Origin of the sequence: Pseudomonas sp. Je.1.5.c (assembly GCF_051129895.1) — a bacterium.
In the GTDB taxonomy this organism is placed as follows: Bacteria; Pseudomonadota; Gammaproteobacteria; order Pseudomonadales; family Pseudomonadaceae; genus Aquipseudomonas; species Aquipseudomonas urmiensis.
In genome coordinates, this window is the sequence record NZ_JBCPSP010000038.1 from 21,461 (window position 1) to 38,456 (window position 16,996).

Genomic DNA, 16,996 nt, shown 5'->3' on the forward strand with positions numbered 1-16,996 from the left:
TCTGCGATTGAAGATAGAAGCATAAACTTGGCGATTGCGCATGTTGCCAGTGGCTTTGCGCTGTCAATCAGGCCAGCAATGCTTGCAGGGTGCCCAGGTCATCCGCCTCATCCACTGGCTTATCCAATCGCCAGCGCAGCATTCGCGGAAAGCGCACGGCAATGCCGCTCTTGTGCCGCTTGGACAGGGCGATGCCTTCGAAGCCCAGTTCGAACACCAGGGTAGGGGTCACACTGCGCACCGGACCGAAGGTTTCCACCGTGGTCTTGCGAATGATCGCGTCAACCTTGCGCATCTCTTCGTCACTGAGCCCCGAATAGGCCTTGGCGAAGGGCACCAAGCTGCGCTGGGCAGTGCCAGCAGGCGCATCCCAGACGGCAAAGGTGTAGTCGCTGTAGAGGCTGGCGCGCCGGCCATGGCCGCGTTGGGCGTAGATCAGTACCGCATCGACGCTGAACGGCTCGATCTTCCACTTCCACCACACGCCCATGTCCTTGGTTCGCCCGACCCCGTAGAGCGCCTCGCGCTGCTTGAGCATCAAGCCTTCCACCCCAAGGCTGCGTGACTGCTCACGCTGGCGGGCGAGATCCGCCCAGTCATCACCTTGCAGCAAGGGCGAGAGCAGGACAGGTGCCAGCGGGTATTGCTCCACCAGCCGTTCCAGTTGCGCGCGCCGCTCGTGCTGGGGCCGGTTGCGCCAGTCCTGGTCCTGCCATTCGAGCAGGTCGTACGCCTGCAGTACCACCGGCGCATCGGCCAGCAGCTTCTTGCCCAGGGTTTTGCGGCCAAGGCGCTGCTGCAGCAAAGCGAACGGTTGCACTGCCACTTCTGCGGCCGTGGCGCCAGGTTTCCAGACCAGGATCTCGCCGTCGAGCACGCAGCCATCGGGCAAGGTCGAGGCCAGGCTGTGCAGTTCGGGGAAGCGCTCGGTCACCAATTCCTCGCCCCGCGACCAGATCCACAACTGACCATCACGCTTGACCACCTGGGCGCGGATGCCATCCCATTTCCACTCCACTTGCCAGTCGCTGGGCGGGCCGAGCAGGCCGTCGAACTGCTCGGTAGGTGCCTGCAATGCGTGGGCGAGAAAGAACGGGTAGGGCTGCCCGCCACGCTGGCTGTGTTCATCGGCAGACTCGGCGGCGATCAGTTTCAGGTAACTGTCGGCGCTGGGTTTATGGCTTAGGTCGGTGTAGCCGACCATGCGCTGCGCTACGCGCTTGGCATCGAGCTCGGCCAGATGGGCCAGGGCGCGGGTGACCAGCAGCTTGGAGACGCCAACCCGAAAGCTGCCGGTGATCAGCTTAAGACACAGCATCAGGCTCTGCCGGTCGAGCTGCGCCCACAGCTGCGGCAGACGCTCGCGCACCGCCTCCGGGGGCTGCCCACGCAGCGGCAGCAAGTGCTGCTCGACCCATTCAGCCAGGCCTTGCTCGCTGCCGTGGGGGTTGTCCGGCAGCAGCAGGGAAATGGTCTCGGCCAGATCGCCCACCGCTTGGTAGCTTTCTTCGAATAGCCAGTCCGGCAGGCGCGACAGCTCAATGGCAAGTTCACGCAGCAGCCGCGTCGGCACCAACTGCCGGGGGCGGCCGCCGGCGAGAAAATACACCGCCCACGCCGCATCCTTGGCCGGAGCCTGGCTGAAGTAGTCGCGCAGGGCTTGCAGCTTGGCATTGCTGGAAGTGGTCGCATCCAGGCGCAGGTAGAGCTCGGCGAAGGCCTTCATGGCGAAGCCTGCTCGGCGCTGGCATCGTCTTCATCGCCGTATTCGGTGACGAATCCACGGGCATCGAGCCCGCGTTCACTCAGGTAGCGCACCAGCACATTGACCGAGCCATGGGTCACCATCACCCGCTCGGCCCCGGTTTGCTCGATGGCCCAGAGCAATCCAGGCCAGTCGGCGTGGTCAGACAAGACGAAACCACGATCCACCCCGCGTCGCCGACGGGTGCCGCGCAAGCGCATCCAGCCGCTAGCGAAGGCGTCGCTGTAGTCGCCAAACCGTTTCATCCAGCTGCTGCCGCCAGCAGACGGTGGCGCCAGTACGATGGCTTGGCGCAGCAGCGGATCGCTACGGATAAAGTCACCGGCATAGTGGGTTTCAGGCAGGGCCACCCCGGCGTCGCGGTAGACCCGGTTCAGCGGCTCGACCGCGCCATGCACAAGAATCGGCCCGATGCCCGCATCCAGCCCATGCAGGATGCGCTGCGCTTTGCCGAAGGCATAGCAGAACAGCACGCTGGCCTTGCCCTGATCGCGATTGGCCCGCCACCAGCTGTTGATCTGCTCGAATATCACCGCCTGTGGCGGCCAGCGGTAGATCGGCAGGCCGAAGGTCGATTCGGTGATGAAGGTGTGGCAACGGACCGGCTCGAAGGGCGCGCAGGTGGCGTCGGGCTCGACCTTGTAGTCGCCGGAGGCCACCCACACCTCGCCCTGGTATTCCAGGCGCACCTGGGCCGAGCCGAGCACGTGCCCGGCAGGATGCAAGCTCAAGGTAACGCCGTGGTGATCGAGGCGCTCGCCGTAGGCCAGGGTCTGCAGGTTGATGTCCGCGCCCAGGCGGCTGCGCAGAACCCCCGCGCCGGGTTCGGCAGTCAGGTAGCGCGCATTGCCGGTGCGCGCGTGGTCGCCATGACCATGGGTGATCACCGCGCGCTCGACCGGACGCCACGGGTCGATGTAGAAATCACCGGGCGGGCAGTACAGGCCTTCGGGGCGGGCGATCACAAGATCCATGGCAGGCGCGCTGGCTAGGGGTTACCAAGTAGGAGCGTGTGCTGACAGGGGAAGTTCGCTTGGGTTGGCAGATTTTGGGGCGCAAAGCGGCCCCAAAGCAGGCGACAAGGGCCTTAAGTGAACAGCATTACGCCCATTTCGTTGTCTGCTTACTTGCCCGGTACCAAGGTCAGGCGCTGGCTGCCATAGGCCCGAGCAAAGTTCTGCGGCTGGGTGGGCAGGCTCATGAACCGCCCCTTGAACCAGGCATCCAGGCCATCAGCGTAATGCCGGCTGGCCGGATTACCGGACTGGCCACTGCTGGTCAGCAGCTGCAAGGGCTCTGCCTGGCCGAAGTCGACGATCATCCGCGCCGAGGCCGGCAGTTGCGTGTCGAAGTTGCGCCCCCAGGCATACGGCGTCATCGCCAATGTGCTGAAATCACCACCGGCGGCGATTGGCGCACGGCTGATGGCATCGCCCAGGCCATGGTAGTTGGCCGCTGGCCAGCGGTACTGGTGCAACTTGCCCCATTGCCAGGCGCGACGGTCAGCGCCCAGTTGCGCAGTGCCGGCATCCACTGCGCCGGCCAGGCTGCGAGCGAGGATGGTGGGTTTGTCTTCTTTCCCTGACGTGCTGCGGTCATCCCAGAACGGGCTGTCTTCACGGCCCAGCAGATGGTCGGCCTGGGCCGAATAGGACAACTGGGCATTGCTGACGAATGCCTGCCAAGCGGGGCTGGACTCAGGGCCAAGCTCGTCGAGGAAGGTTTGCCGGGCTACTTCCTGCAAGAACAGCGCATACAGCGCGGCATCCGCCGACACCGGGCTCAGGCGGCCATCGAAGGCCTTGAGCCGGGCCAGGGCGTCGCGCGCCTTGTCGCGTTGTGCTCCGGGCAGGGCATCAATGGCCTGCTTGAGCGGTTGGGCCATGCCTGGAGCGTCGAACATCTGCTTGAGTTTGTCCGCCAACAAGGTGACCTGGTCGTTCTGCAGCGCCATCAGGCTACGGCTGTCGTGACGGCCGTTACCTGCCAACTGCGCCAGGCGCTCGGCGCGCTCCGGGTAGTACCAGGTGTTGGACAGCTGCATGCCGTAGCCCTTGGGCAGGCTGCGCTGGTTGGCATGGCCAATCCAGCCTGCTGGTGGGTCCTGATCGTAGGGGTGCAGCATCGGGTCGGCGTAGCCGTCCCAGTCATACCGCCCGTCCCAGCCTGGCGAGGGCAGCAGGCCCTGGCCTTCACGGCGATTGGGGTAGCGGCCGCTGACCTGCCAGCCAATGTGCTGGGGCTCGGCGAAGACAAAGTTCAGGGCGGCTGCACCGACCTCGCGGGTGCTGTCGAAGGCGCGCTCGACGTTGGCCGCACGGGTCAGGTCGAACAGCGCATCGAGGCTGCGATCACCCTTGAGCTGCGGCAGGCTCAGGGCCAGGCCCAGGCCGTTAGTGCCCGGTTGGCCGAGCAGGGTGCCGTGGCGGGTGTCGTACATGACTTCGCGCAGTGGGCGCTGGCCGCGGGCGAAGAAGGTTTCGCTGCGGGCGCGGGCTTGCAGCCATTTGCCATCGGCCAGGTAGGTCAGTTGAGTGCCCTGGCGGCGTACCTGTTCCAGGTACAGGTCCTGATTATCGGCCATGACCGCACTGCTGCTCCAGGCCAGCTTGCCGTTGTAGCCGCCGAGCAGAATCGGCAAGCCCGGCAGCGACAGGCCGGCGACCTGGTACTTGCCGGTATGGATCTGGACCGGGCTCAGTGCCCAGGCGGCGCGGCTATCACTGGCCAACAGGCTCTTGCCACTGCGGCTGCGCTGCGGGCCCAGGGCGAGGTTGGCCGAGCCTGGGCTGCCGAGCAGGCCAAGGTCGGCGAGCTTTTGGCTGGCGCTGGTCAGGGCCGCCAGGCCTGGCAATTGGCTGGCCAGGTTGAGCCCCTTGAGCTTGTCGACTTCGGATTCGGCCAGCGGCTCGTCCGGCGCACCAGGCAGTAGCCAAGCCAGCTTGTCGCTGCCAACTTTTTGCGCAAGGGTCAGGGCCGCCAGCTCTTCCTGCACATTCACCGATTGGCTGAAGGCATACAGGCTGAACACCAGTGCCGAATCCTCAGGCTTCCAGTATTCCGGGCGATAGCCACTGCGGGCGAGCTCGGCCGGCAGTTTGTCGCGGTAGCGGAACAGGTAGGCGTTGACCCCGCGCGCATAGACTTCGAAGAAGCGCTTGAGCCGCGGCGACGCATCGGCGTACAGCTGGGCTGCGTTCTGCTTGAGATTGGCGGCGCGCATCAAGCGGTCGATATCCAGCGCCTCGGGGCCTGCGAGTTCGGCCAAACGGCCCTGGGCCAGCAAGCGCATGCTGATCATCTGCTCGATGCGATCACCGGCATGCACGTAGCCCAGGCTGAACAGCGCATCGTGGAAGTTGCTGCTCTCGATCAGCGGCGCGCCCATGGCGTTGCGGCGTACCGAAACGTTCTGCGCCAGGCCTTTGAGTGGCTGCACGCCAGTGGTCGGTGGCACGCTGTCCTGATAGCCGCCCATCTGGCAGCCGGCGAGACCGAACAGGCTGAGCAGCGCCATGGCGGCGAAGCGGGGACGGATGGGAGGAAAGGCGGGCGCGGCCATGACAAGGCTCCTGCAAGGCGTGGCGGAGTTCGAAAGGCGCTAAGGTAGTGAGCGAGGGGGCGCCATGCAAGGTGCTGCAAAGCTTTATTTTCGTGGGGCTGCCCAGTGGTCGCCGGGCGGGAGATCGAGCTGCGCTCGTTCGCGGGTAAACCCGCGAAGAGGCCAGTACCGGGCGTGGATCAGGCGCCGTGGCACTTCTTGAATTTTTTCTCGCTACCGCACGGGCATGGGTCGTTGCGGCCAACGTCCTTCAGGGCGTTGCGCACCGGCTCCTGGTGGCCGTGGTTGCAGTGCGGGCCGTGCACATGGCCATGGTCGTGATCGTGGTGGTGATCATGATCGTGGTTGCAGTCAGGGCCATGGACATGGGGTTGTTGAGTCATTGCGGGTCACTCCGGGTTGAAATCGCCGGGCATTATCTCACCACTGCGCGACAAGTGCAGGCTTCGCCAGATGATCAGCCCGGTATTGAGCTCAGCCTGCAGTTGATAGCGCAGCGGCTGGCGGCTCTTGAGGAGCTTGGCCAGGGGCTTGAGGTGCTGCCAGAGGTTGGTTCGGGCGGTGATCTTGAAGGTCCGCCGGGCGTGCCCGCCGACACTGCGCCAGACGCTGGTTTCATCCTCCACCAGCGTCAGTTGATTGAGCCGCAGCGAATACCCCAGGTTGCGAATGAACAGGCGACTGTCGTTAGGGTTGTCGACCCGCAGGTGCAGCACGAACTCTTGCTGGTGCAAACGCGCCTTGACGGTCTCGACCTTGACCAGATGCACCTCAGGTTCGCGCCAGTCGTCGCCCCCCCAGCTGGCACAACCGGCTACCAGCAGCACCAGGCTGAGCAGCAGCAGGCGGGCCAGGGCGCTCATGCTCAGCTACCGACGTAACTGGAACAGCATTTCTTGAATTTCTGCCCACTGGCGCAGGGGCAGGGGTCGTTGCGCGTGGCCTTCAGGCCTACGGTCGGGTCGATGAAGTACCAGCGCCCATCCCGTTGGACGAAGGCCGAGCGTTCGCGATGGGCATGCTCGCCTTGTGCATCGTGCCAGCGCGCGGTGAAGGTGACGAAGGCATGCTCGGGTTGGCCGCCGAGCACCTCGGCGCTCTCCACTTCCAGGCCCAGCCAGGTACTTTGCGCGCTCCACGCCGCGATTGCGTTGCGATCCAGGCCCGCTTGCTGGGCAGGCAGGGTGGTCGCCACCAGGTAGTCGATCAGGCCCAGCACGTAGGCGCTGTAGCGCGAACGCATCAAGGCCTGCGCGTCCGGGGCCGGGGTACCGGAATGATAAGGCCCGCAGCAGGCGTCGAGCAGGTTGCCGCTGCCACAGGGGCAGACCGAGACACTCATCAAATCACCACCAATACTTGCCAAAATTTTCAGGGTTGGCCCAGAACCTGGCGTTGAGCCAGTCCGGGACTTGCTTGTAGTCATGTAGATCATAGGTGAACAGGCTCAATACCTGCTGGTCACGGCGGAATTTCTCGCTGGCTGACATTGCCAGGGAGAAGAAATCGGTGTCGTGCCAGCCACAGGCGGCCAGGTCGGCCAATACCGCGACCCGGCTGGCATTGAGGTTGCGGATGCCGCCGAGCAGTTGCAAGCCGTTGCGCTTGGGCAGGTGCTCCAGGCAATCGACCAGCACGGCCAGATCGTAACGTTGCGCCGCTACGGGTGCCGGCAATGCGCCGGGTTCGGCCACTTCTATCGTGACCTCGGGGTGGGCCTGGGCGAACGCGTCCAGGGCGGGAAAGCGCGTGCCCACCAGCAACAGCCGCTGCGGCGTGAAGCGCTCTAGCAGGGCTGCCAGTGCCTGTTGCGGGGTGCGTTGGGAAAAACCGTCGGTCATTGCCAATCCTCGTTGGGGGTGTTCAAGACTAGCCGTCCCCGGCGCGCGGGCAAAGCGCATCGTGGCTTATCGCTGGCAGAGAGGAAATGTGCGGTCTTTACTCCCAGGGATCGGCCATCTGCCGATTCCCCCTAGGAGACGCAACAAAATGAGCATAGTACGCACAGCGATACCCCTGGTACTGCTCACCAGTGTGTTGACTGGTTGTGCAGGTTTGCAAAAAACCGACTGGCCGAAGTGTGCTGCCGTCGGGGGTGTGGGCGGCGCAGCGCTTGGCGCCATCGAGAGTTCCAGCTGGGCGGGTTGGGGCGCGCTACTGGGCGGTGGCCTGGCGGCGGGTTACTGCTGGGCCCACGGCGATGGTGACGAAGATGGCGATGGCGTGCCTGACAGCCGCGACAAGTGCCCTGGTACCCCGCGTGGGGTGCAGGTCGACGCCAATGGCTGCCCGCCTGAGCCGGTTGCCGTGGTCGAGGAAGTGGTGGTCGAGAAGGAAGAAGTCATTGTCATTCGCGACGTTCACTTCGAGTTCGACTCCGCCCGCCTGACCGCCGCCGACAAGGAGCGCTTGAACACCATCGCGACACGATTGAAGCAAGAGGCGGCCAGCGCTCGCTTGAGCGTTACCGGGCATACCGATAGCGTCGGCTCCGACAGCTACAACCAGAAACTGTCCGAGCGTCGGGCCCATTCGGTCACCGATTACCTGGTTGAAAGTGGCGTGCCGCGCAGCAGCTTCGTCTCGGTGGTTGGCGCTGGCGAAACCCAGCCTGTTGCCGACAACGCTAGCGCTGATGGGCGGGCCATGAACCGGCGTACGGAAATCAAGATCCAGCGTTGATGGCAGGTGCCCGCGCCTTGAGAAGTGGCGCGGGCGCGTCTTTACTCCTGTCAGACCGGTAGCGGCCGGTGACACAGGAGCATTCACCATGAGTGTTATGTCGAAGGCGGCTCTGCCGTTGCTGTTGGCGTCAAGTCTGCTCACAGGCTGCGCAACCCACAGTGACGGCAGTGCGCCCCTCAATCAAAGGACCTGGCCACTGTGCAGCCTGCTTGGCGGGCTGGCCGGCGGTGGCCTGGGCGCTATCGAGAGTTCCAGTTGGGCGGCCGGGCTTGGCGCGGCCGGAGCGATCGCGGGCGGTCTGATCTGCTACGCCCAGGATGGCGACGAGGATGGCGACGGCGTCTTCGACCGCCGCGACCGCTGCCCGGATACGCCGGCGGGCACCCAGGTCGATCATATGGGCTGTCCGTTCGTGGGTTATCCACCTGCCAGCGGAACGCCGCAAGAGCCTGAAGCCACTTCCCAGGTGATCACCTTGGACGACCAAGGCCAGGTGCTGTTCGCGTTCAACTCGGCCACCCTCACGCCTGCCGCCCAGCAGCGGGTGCATGATGTACTGCCCAAGCTCAATGACCCCAGCGTGACGAGCATCAAGGTCATTGGCCATACCGATGCCGTAGGCTCCGACAGCTATAACCAAACCTTGTCCGAACGCCGTGCCAGCAGTGTCGCCGAGTACCTGATCAGCCAGGGAGTGGCGGCCAGCAAGGTGACCAGCCAAGGCCGCGGCAAGAGCGAGGCGGTGGCCGACAACGACACCGAGGAAGGCCGCGCGCTCAACCGACGGGTGGAACTGCACCTGAACTGAACCCCTCTGGCGCGCTTTCTGCCATGCGGTTACTGTTGCCGAATCGGCCCGCTCGAACGGGCCGCTTCGTCATAACAACAACTCAGGGGGCGGGGTATGAAGTTCATCCTGGGCCTGGGCAAGGCCCTGACCGTGGTGTTCTGGTGGGTGGTGCTGGTGAACTGGCTTATGCCCCAGCCGCTGCCGTTCAATCTACTGATCAATGCTGCGGGTATCTTACTGCTGGGCCTGCATGTGCTCGAAGTGCTGTTCTTCAACGCCAGCCTGCGCCAACGCAGCCACCGCTGGTTCGACCGTCTGCAGATCCTGCTGACGGGTATTTTCCATGTAATGTCCATTCCCAAGCCGCAGGAGGCGCCGCGCCGTGCGTAAATTGATGTTGCTGGTTGCATTGACCAGCCCGCTGGCTCACGCCGAAAGCCTGGAAGTCGCCGCCCATTCGGTGCTGCGTTTGGCCAATAAAGCCAGCAGCGTGCACCTTGAGCACCTACGCGTTGCGGATTCTGCGACGTTGTTGCTACCGGCGTCGCTGACCTCGCTGAAAGTCGATCAGCTGGAGCTTGGCCGTGATGCGCGAATTGCCGTGGCGCCCGCTGAAACGGCCTTGAGTATCGAAGCGGGCAATGCCCGTTTTGCCGAGGGCAGTGAGATCAGTGCGCCAGGCGCGCCGGGCAGCTATGAGCGGGCTGCTCGACCGGGGCGCAATCTGGATGTGCAGTTGCATGCCCTGGACGCGGATCGGCTGGCGATCGATGCTCGCGGTGGGGCAGGGGCGCCTGGGTATGTCGGCCTCGATGGTGCCAATGGCAAGGCCGGTGGTTGCACCTGGGGCCAGGCTAGTCGTGGGGCTAATGGCGACAATGGCGGCAATGGCCATGACGGCGCGGCCGGTGGGCGGATCCGTCTTGCCTTGCCTGAGGGCTATCCGCAGGAACGTGTACAGGTTCGTCTGGAGGGCGGTGCGCCGGGTAAGCCGGGTGCTGCCGGCAAGGCTGGGGCAGGAGGCTCTAGCAAAGGCTGTCTGGTGTATCGCACCGATGCTGGGGCCAATGGGCGTGCGGGTGAGCCGGGGCAACCTGGGTTGGCGGGGGCTGCGGGAGAGTTGATTTTGCAGCGGCTGTAATTTAATTGGCATGGGCCTCATCGCGGGGCAAGCCTGCGATGAGGTGAAAACCTAAAACTGATAAGCCCGCATAAACAAGCCCACCACTTCGCGCACATGCACCTCTGCCTCATCCACCGACAACGCCGGCGCACAGCCCAGCAGCAAGCGATAATCCGGCGCGCCCTTGATCAAGCAGAAAAAATGCTCGGCCGCTCGCAAGGGGTTATCGATCTGCAACAACCCGCGCTCAGCCACCGAGCGTAGCAGCGCCTCCATCTCGCTCAGTACCCGCTTGGGCCCTGCTTCGTAGAAGAACTGGCCAAAGCCTGGGTCCTGGCTGCCCAGGGCAATGATCAAACGGCTCAATTTCACCGACTCGTCACTGCTGATCAGCGCCTGGAAGCCGCGGGCGATGTTCAACAGCACCTGATCCAACGGCACGCCGTCGGGCAATTCGAAGATCAGCTCAGGCAATTGCGTCTGACAGGTCGCCATCACCGCAGAGCCAAACAAGGTCTGCTTGTCGGTGAAGTGGCTGTAGACCGTGAGTTTTGAAACACCTGCCGCCGCAGCGACCGCATCCATGCTGGTGTTGGCATAGCCAAGGCTGAGGAACAGCGCCTTGGCCGCTTCGAGGATGGCCTCTCGTTTGGCCAGGTCCTTCGGCCGGCCAGGGCCGATGGGTGCGTCGTTGGACATTGGAATCCGCATCTAGGTGAACAGTCGCCCATCTTACCGGGTCAGGCGCGCTCCGGCTGCAATCAGCGACCAATCGTTAATGTTGATTATCTGTGCGACGCCAGCTTCCCGGCTTCGGTTCCCTGATTTAATATACTCGACAGTATAAATATTCGAAGTGCTCTTCGCGAAAGGTCATTCATCATGTTGCGTCATGCCTTGTCCATCGCTTTGCCTGCCGCCGCGGCCTTGCTGCTGGCCGCCTGTGGTCAGCAGACCGCAGCACCGGCCGCACCCCGCCCGGCCTTGGTGGTTCAGCCCCAACCAGCCGCTGCGGCTGCCGACAGCTACCCAGGTGAGGTGCGAGCGCGGTTCGAGCCGGAGCTGGCGTTCCGCATCGCCGGCAAGGTCAGCAAGCGCTTGGTCGAGGAGGGCCAGCGGGTCAAGGCCGAGCAGCCGTTGGCTGAACTCGACCCGCAAGACGTCCGCTTGCAGCTGGAAGCTAACCGCGCTCAACTGGCCGCCGCCCAAGCCAATCTGGCCCTGGTGCAGGCCGAGCGTGACCGCTACCAGAAGCTGCTCGATCGACAAATGGTCAGCCGCTCGCTCTACGACAACGCCGAGAACCTCTATCGCGCCGGGCTTGCCCGTCTGAAACAGGCCAAGGCCGAGTTCGATGTCGCCGGCAACCAGGCCGACTACGCCGTGCTGCGTGCGCCGCAGGCGGGGGTGATCGCCAAGCGTCAGGTCGAGGTGGGTCAGGTCGTGGCCGCCGGGCAAACGGTGTTTACCCTGGCCGCCGATGGCGAACGCGAAGTGGTCATTGGCCTGCCAGAGCAGCAGTTCGCCCGCTTCGCGGTGGGGCAGAAGGTCAGCGTCGAATTGTGGTCGCACCCCAACCAGCGTTTCGAGGCCCATATCCGCGAGCTGTCGCCAGCAGCCGACCCACGCTCGCGCACCTTTGCCGCGCGAATTGCCTTCAATTCGACCAAGACGCCGGCCGAACTGGGCCAGAGCGCGCGGGTGTTCATTGCCCACGACGGCCAGGTGCCGCTGTCGGTGCCGCTGTCGGCGGTAACTGCCGAGCAAGGCCAGGCCTATGTCTGGCGTGTCGGCCAGGACAAACGCTTGCACCGCGCCGCAGTGCGCCTGGGCGCTTATGGCGCGGACAGCGTGCCCGTGCTCGAAGGCCTCGAAGCCGGCGACTGGGTGGTTGCCGCAGGCGGCCATGTGTTGCGCGAAGGCCAGCAAGTGCGACCGGTGGATCGCACCAACCGTGAAGTAGACCTGGCGGCCAAGGAGTAAGTCCCGATGGGTTTCAACCTTTCCGCCTGGGCGCTGCGCAATCGCCAGATCGTACTGTTCCTGATGATCCTGCTCGCGGCCATTGGCGCGATGTCCTACACCAAACTGGGGCAGAGCGAGGATCCGCCGTTCACCTTCAAGGCCATGGTCATCCGCACCATCTGGCCCGGGGCGACGGCCGAGGAGGTCTCGCGCCAGGTGACCGAGCGCATCGAAAAGAAGCTGATGGAGACGGGCGAGTACGAGAAGATCGTCTCGTTCTCCCGCCCGGGCGAGTCGCAGGTGACCTTCATGGCCCGCGATTCACTGCATTCCAAGGATATTCCGGAGCTGTGGTACCAGATTCGCAAAAAGGTCGCAGACATTCGCCACACCCTGCCACCGGAAATCCAGGGGCCATTCTTCAATGACGAATTCGGCACCACCTTCGGCAATATCTATGCGCTGACCGGCGACGGCTTTGACTACGCCGTGCTCAAGGACTACGCCGACCGCATCCAGATCCAGCTGCAAAGGGTCAAGGATGTGGGCAAGGTCGAGCTGATCGGCCTGCAGGACGAGAAGATCTGGATCGAGCTGTCCAACCTCAAGCTGGCTACCCTCGGTGTGCCGCTGGCGGCGGTTCAGCAAGCGCTGCAGGAGCAGAATGCGGTGAGTACCGCAGGCTTCTTCGAAACCGCCAGCGAGCGTCTGCAATTGCGCGTCAGTGGACGTTTCGACAGTGTCGAGCAGATCCGCCAGTTCCCGATCAGAGTCGGCGACCGCACCTTCCGGATTGGCGATGTGGCCGAGGTGCACCGCGGTTTCAACGACCCACCCGCGCCGCGCATGCGCTTCATGGGCGAGGATGCCATTGGTCTGGCGGTGTCGATGAAGGATGGCGGCGACATCCTGGTGCTGGGCAAGGCTCTTGAAGGCGAGTTCGAGCGGCTGGCGCACAACCTGCCGGCGGGGATGGAGCTGCGCAAGGTGTCCGACCAGCCGGCAGCGGTGAAGGCCGGTGTTGGCGAGTTCGTCCAGGTGCTGGTCGAGGCGTTGGTCATCGTCTTGTTGGTGAGCTTCTTCTCGCTCGGGCTGCGCACCGGCCTGGTCGTGGCCCTGGCGATTCCGCTGGTGCTGGCCATGACCTTCGCTGCCATGCATTACTTCGGTATCGGCCTGCACAAGATTTCGCTTGGGGCGCTGGTACTGGCCTTGGGCCTATTGGTGGATGACGCGATCATTGCCGTGGAAATGATGGCGATCAAGATGGAACAGGGGTTCGACCGCTTCAAGGCGGCGAGTTACGCCTGGACCAGCACCGCCTTCCCGATGCTCACCGGCACCCTGATCACGGCGGCGGGCTTCCTGCCGATCGCCACGGCGGCGTCGAGCACCGGCGAGTACACCCGGTCGATCTTCCAGGTGGTGACCATCGCCTTGCTCACCTCGTGGGTCGCGGCGGTGTTGTTCGTGCCTTATCTGGGTGAGCGACTGCTGCCGGATCTGGCCAAGCTGCATGCGGCGCGCCACGGCAGCGATGGGCATGCGCCAGACCCGTACGCCACACCGTTCTATCAACGCGTACGGCGCGTGGTGGAGTGGTGTGTGCGGCGGCGCAAGACAGTCATCCTGCTGACCATTGCCGCCTTTGTCGGTAGCATCCTGTTGTTCCGCTTCGTGCCCCAGCAGTTTTTCCCGGCCTCGGGCCGGCCTGAGTTGATGATTGACCTGAAACTGGCCGAAGGCGCCTCGCTGAGCAACTCCGCCGAACAGGTCAAGCGACTCGAAGGGCTGCTCAAGGCCCAGGATGGCATCGACAACTACGTGGCCTATATCGGCACCGGCTCTCCGCGTTTCTACCTGCCGCTGGACCAGCAACTGCCGGCGGCGAGCTTCGCCCAGTTCGTGGTCCTGGCCAAATCCCTGGAAGATCGCGAAGCGCTGCGTAGCTGGCTGATCGCCACGCTCGATGAGCAGTTCCCAGAGCTGCGCTCGCGCGTCACGCGCCTGGAAAACGGCCCACCCGTGGGCTACCCGGTGCAGTTCCGTGTGACCGGCGAGCACATCGAGAAGGTCCGCGCACTGGCCCGTAAAGTCGCCGACAAGGTGCGGGAAAACCCGCACGTGGTGAACGTGCACCTGGATTGGGAAGAGCCGAGCAAGGCGGTGTTCCTGGAGATCGACCAGGACCGCGCGCGTGCCTTGGGTGTGAGCACCGCGCACCTGGCGAGCTTCCTGCAGAGTTCGTTGACCGGTAGCACGGTGAGCCAGTACCGCGAAGACAACGAGCTGATCGAGATCCTCCTGCGCGGCACTCAACAAGAGCGCAGTGACCTGGCCAATCTCGGTAGCCTGGCATTGCCCACCGAGAATGGCCAAAGCGTTGCCCTGTCGCAGGTGGCGACGCTGGAGTACGGCTTTGAAGAGGGCATCATCTGGCACCGCAATCGCCTGCCGACGGTCACCGTACGTGCCGATATCTATGACAAGGAGCAGCCGGCGACCTTGGTCAAGCAGATCTCGCCGACCTTGCAGGAGGTACGCGCCAGCTTGCCAGACGGTTATCTGCTGGAGGTGGGCGGCACCGTTGAAGACTCCGAGCGAGGGCAGAAGTCGGTGAATGCCGGCATGCCGCTGTTCATCGTGGTGGTACTGAGCCTGCTGATGATCCAGCTGCGCAGCTTCTCGCGGACGGTGATGGTGTTTCTGACCGCCCCGCTAGGGCTGATTGGCGTGACCCTGTTCCTGCTGGTGTTCCGCCAGCCGTTTGGCTTTGTCGCCATGCTTGGCACCATCGCCCTGGCGGGGATGATCATGCGTAACTCGGTGATCCTGATCGACCAGATCGAGCAGGATATCGCCTCTGGCATGCAACGTTGGCAGGCGATCATCGAGGCCACGGTGCGGCGCTTCCGGCCGATCGTGCTGACTGCGTTGGCGGCGGTGCTGGCGATGATTCCGCTGTCGCGCAGCGTGTTCTATGGGCCGATGGCGGTGGCGATCATGGGGGGCTTGATCGTCGCCACGGTGTTGACCCTGTTGTTCTTGCCGGCTTTGTATGCGGCGTGGTTCAGGGTCAGGAAAGACTGAAGATAATTGGGGCCGCAACGCGGCCCCAACAATTCAACAGTTACATCAGAGGGCGCCGAAGACTTTCTTGGCCAGGCTGGTCGCCGCCTGGGCCGGGTTCTGGCGAATGCTCTGCTCTTGCTTGGCGATCATCTCGAACAGACCGTCAAGGGCCTTCTCGGTCACGTAGCTCTCGACGTTGGCGCTCTTGGCATCGCCCAGGCCCAGTGCCGAAGCCTGGCCGGCGAAGCTGTTGTACTGCTGAACCACGCCAACCTTGTCGGTGGCCGCCTTGACGATCGGCAGGAACTTGGCGCGGATCTGCTCGCGGCTGCTCTTGTTCAAGTACTGGGTTGCCGAGTCATCTGCACCGCTGAGAATGCCCTTGGCATCGGTCACGGTCATCTTCTTCACGGCATCGACCAGAATCGCCTGCGCCTGTGGCACCGCAGCTTCGGCAGCTTTGTTCATGCTGTCTTCCAGGGCTGTGACCTGGTCGCCCTTGCCGAACATCTTCATTGCCTTGGCGGCCTTGCCCAGGTTGCCCGGCAGCTCGATACGCACGTCCGGATTGTTGCTGAAACCGCCTGGGGTGCTTAGTTGCTTGACGGCAACTTGTGCGCCTTGGGTCAGGGCGTCCTTCAGGCCGCCAGCCGCATCGTTCTGGGTCAGGTCGCCAAGCGACACCGCCAGGGCGCTGGCGGACAGCAGCAGGCCGGCGCACAGGGTGGTGAGGCGCAGGGAGGAGCGAATCATGGGTACTTCCTTATGCAAATGAATAAACCGGGATCAGCGAACCGGATCGACCTTGATCCGCACCGGCTGCACATCGCTACCGTCGAGCTGGACGCCGTGGTGTTCGGTATTGATGAACAGCAGTTTGCCGTCCAGTTCGATGCGCGCGCTGACCGCATAGCGATGGCCGGGTTTGACTTGGGCTGGGTCGTAGGTCAGGTGGAACGGCAGCGGTACGTTACCCTTGACCGGGCCGGCCTGGCTGGCCAGGGTCACGGCAGGGGCGTCCATCAGCGATACGTCTTGCAGGCTCACGCTCAAGGTAGCGGCCGGTGGCAAGGCAATGCGCTGCAGGTAGAAGACTTCGCCATCCAGGCTGGCCTGGTTCGACGGGGTGGTGCTGGAACAGGCTGCGAGCAGGGATGCGCAACACAGCATAACGAGCTTTTTCATGGAATCTCCGTAGTCCTGGGGCTGGCTTGTGGCCAACCCCAGGGACTTTAGCGGATTTTCTCCGCCGATAGTGAGCCCTGCAGTGCCGTTGTTGGTTTTCAGGACTCACTTCGGGAGTGCCTTATCCCCTCGGCCGTCCCAGCGTCACCTGCTGGGCTTCAGTGAGTTTAGCCAGGTCGATATTTCTCAGGTTTCGACCGGCTACAAACTTACCTGAAGGCGCGCGCAGGATAATAAGAAGGTCATAGCTGCGCCCGCTGGTCAATACGTTGTTATCGTATCGAAGAGAGAAGGGGGCCTTAAGTGCGCGAACCTGATAACTGGTTTCGCTGATCCTATTGAAGAAAGGCTGCATGTCATCATTCATCCCTACTTCATGTAAGCTAATGATGAGCTGGTGACCTGCCAGGTCGTCAATCTGAGGAATTGAAATATCGCCATGAATCTCAGTGAACACTGTTGAAGCGGGTTGTTGGGTGGCTGATGTGCTCGAACCTGAGACGGTAAGATTCTGCTCCACGCGCGCTGTAGCATGATTGAGCATCAGTGGAATTTTTACCCGTTCCTTATTGCTATCAGGGCCGAAGCCCGCCTGAATTATCGCCTCCAGCTCGAGCGCCTCGCCCGCTTCAAAAGCGGCCGTGTCCACGGTCAATTGGAAGGGGATGCTGGTGCCACTATATTGCTGAATGCAGTAAGACCTGGCGTCGCGTAGTTCAGTGACAGTGGGTGGGGTCAAGGCTATGATGACTTGATGCGGATTTGCATCATAGCGGGGTATATTGACTAAACTTAATGAACCAAACAACTCGATAAAGTTTACTTTGCTCATAACATGGCTCCTGCCAC

General features: G+C 63.3%; 17 protein-coding genes. 6 read left to right on the forward strand and 11 right to left on the reverse strand.

The window, feature by feature from the left end; genetic code table 11:
• Positions 1 to 67: 67 nt before the first annotated feature.
• From AAZU54_RS21850 to AAZU54_RS21880, 7 genes are all read right to left on the reverse strand, one after another.
• Positions 68 to 1,726, reverse strand: a complete 1,659-nt coding sequence (locus tag AAZU54_RS21850; RefSeq protein ID WP_186556226.1) for an ATP-dependent DNA ligase — start codon at positions 1,724 to 1,726, stop codon at positions 68 to 70.
• Entirely contained in the window at positions 1,723 to 2,739 is a 1,017-nt protein-coding gene (locus AAZU54_RS21855; RefSeq protein ID WP_186556227.1) for a ligase-associated DNA damage response exonuclease, read from the reverse strand. Before AAZU54_RS21855 ends, AAZU54_RS21850 begins: the two co-directional genes overlap by 4 nt.
• A gap of 149 nt (positions 2,740 to 2,888) precedes the next feature.
• Positions 2,889 to 5,327, reverse strand: coding sequence for a penicillin acylase family protein (locus tag AAZU54_RS21860; RefSeq protein WP_434727666.1), 2,439 nt, complete (start codon positions 5,325 to 5,327; stop codon positions 2,889 to 2,891).
• Between the two features lie 179 nt (positions 5,328 to 5,506).
• Complete coding sequence (locus AAZU54_RS21865) at positions 5,507 to 5,710, reverse strand: SEC-C metal-binding domain-containing protein (protein WP_033694179.1); 204 nt, start codon at positions 5,708 to 5,710, stop codon at positions 5,507 to 5,509.
• Between the two features lie 6 nt (positions 5,711 to 5,716).
• The gene (locus AAZU54_RS21870; RefSeq protein WP_186556229.1) at positions 5,717 to 6,190 is read right to left on the reverse strand and encodes an LEA type 2 family protein; all 474 of its coding nucleotides are present in this window, start codon (positions 6,188 to 6,190) and stop codon (positions 5,717 to 5,719) included.
• A 2-nt stretch (positions 6,191 to 6,192) separates the two neighbouring features.
• Positions 6,193 to 6,669, reverse strand: a complete 477-nt coding sequence (locus AAZU54_RS21875) for a YchJ family protein (protein ID WP_434727667.1) — start codon at positions 6,667 to 6,669, stop codon at positions 6,193 to 6,195.
• Positions 6,670 to 6,673: 4 nt separating this feature from the next.
• On the reverse strand, positions 6,674 to 7,168 hold the full coding sequence (locus tag AAZU54_RS21880; RefSeq protein WP_186556231.1) for a DUF6231 family protein: 495 nt from the start codon (positions 7,166 to 7,168) through the stop codon (positions 6,674 to 6,676).
• Positions 7,169 to 7,316: 148 nt separating this feature from the next.
• Here AAZU54_RS21880 and AAZU54_RS21885 point away from each other — a divergent pair, with 148 nt between their 5' ends.
• The 4 genes from AAZU54_RS21885 to AAZU54_RS21900 all read left to right on the forward strand — a co-directional run bounded on the left by AAZU54_RS21885 (position 7,317) and on the right by AAZU54_RS21900 (position 9,943).
• Positions 7,317 to 8,009 carry an OmpA family protein gene (locus tag AAZU54_RS21885; RefSeq protein ID WP_312151676.1) on the forward strand — a complete coding sequence of 231 codons (693 nt, stop codon included), beginning with the start codon at positions 7,317 to 7,319 and terminating at the stop codon, positions 8,007 to 8,009.
• Between the two features lie 88 nt (positions 8,010 to 8,097).
• Positions 8,098 to 8,820 (forward strand): OmpA family protein, encoded by a 723-nt coding sequence (locus AAZU54_RS21890; RefSeq protein ID WP_434727668.1) that lies wholly within the window; start codon positions 8,098 to 8,100, stop codon positions 8,818 to 8,820.
• Positions 8,821 to 8,916: 96 nt separating this feature from the next.
• Positions 8,917 to 9,192, forward strand: coding sequence for a DUF1145 domain-containing protein (locus tag AAZU54_RS21895; RefSeq protein WP_186556234.1), 276 nt, complete (start codon positions 8,917 to 8,919; stop codon positions 9,190 to 9,192).
• Positions 9,185 to 9,943, forward strand: a complete 759-nt coding sequence (locus AAZU54_RS21900) for a collagen-like protein (RefSeq protein ID WP_186556235.1) — start codon at positions 9,185 to 9,187, stop codon at positions 9,941 to 9,943. The genes AAZU54_RS21895 and AAZU54_RS21900 overlap by 8 nt, the downstream gene beginning before the upstream one ends.
• A gap of 51 nt (positions 9,944 to 9,994) precedes the next feature.
• Here the strand turns inward: AAZU54_RS21900 and AAZU54_RS21905 are convergent, their stop codons facing one another.
• Positions 9,995 to 10,636 carry a TetR/AcrR family transcriptional regulator gene (locus AAZU54_RS21905; protein ID WP_434727669.1) on the reverse strand — a complete coding sequence of 214 codons (642 nt, stop codon included), beginning with the start codon at positions 10,634 to 10,636 and terminating at the stop codon, positions 9,995 to 9,997.
• Between the two features lie 171 nt (positions 10,637 to 10,807).
• Between AAZU54_RS21905 and AAZU54_RS21910 the strand changes: the two genes are divergently transcribed.
• Both AAZU54_RS21910 and AAZU54_RS21915 read left to right on the forward strand, forming a co-directional pair.
• Positions 10,808 to 11,908 carry an efflux RND transporter periplasmic adaptor subunit gene (locus tag AAZU54_RS21910; protein WP_186556237.1) on the forward strand — a complete coding sequence of 367 codons (1,101 nt, stop codon included), beginning with the start codon at positions 10,808 to 10,810 and terminating at the stop codon, positions 11,906 to 11,908.
• A gap of 6 nt (positions 11,909 to 11,914) precedes the next feature.
• The gene (locus AAZU54_RS21915) at positions 11,915 to 14,980 is read left to right on the forward strand and encodes an efflux RND transporter permease subunit (protein WP_186556238.1); all 3,066 of its coding nucleotides are present in this window, start codon (positions 11,915 to 11,917) and stop codon (positions 14,978 to 14,980) included.
• A 45-nt stretch (positions 14,981 to 15,025) separates the two neighbouring features.
• Here AAZU54_RS21915 and AAZU54_RS21920 read toward each other — a convergent pair whose 3' ends face one another.
• From AAZU54_RS21920 to AAZU54_RS21930, 3 genes are all read right to left on the reverse strand, one after another.
• The gene (locus tag AAZU54_RS21920) at positions 15,026 to 15,715 is read right to left on the reverse strand and encodes a DUF4197 domain-containing protein (protein WP_186556239.1); all 690 of its coding nucleotides are present in this window, start codon (positions 15,713 to 15,715) and stop codon (positions 15,026 to 15,028) included.
• Positions 15,716 to 15,748: 33 nt separating this feature from the next.
• On the reverse strand, positions 15,749 to 16,147 hold the full coding sequence (locus AAZU54_RS21925) for a YbaY family lipoprotein (protein WP_186556240.1): 399 nt from the start codon (positions 16,145 to 16,147) through the stop codon (positions 15,749 to 15,751).
• Between the two features lie 121 nt (positions 16,148 to 16,268).
• The gene (locus tag AAZU54_RS21930) at positions 16,269 to 16,979 is read right to left on the reverse strand and encodes a hypothetical protein (protein ID WP_312151671.1); all 711 of its coding nucleotides are present in this window, start codon (positions 16,977 to 16,979) and stop codon (positions 16,269 to 16,271) included.
• Between the last annotated feature and the right edge of the window lie 17 nt (positions 16,980 to 16,996).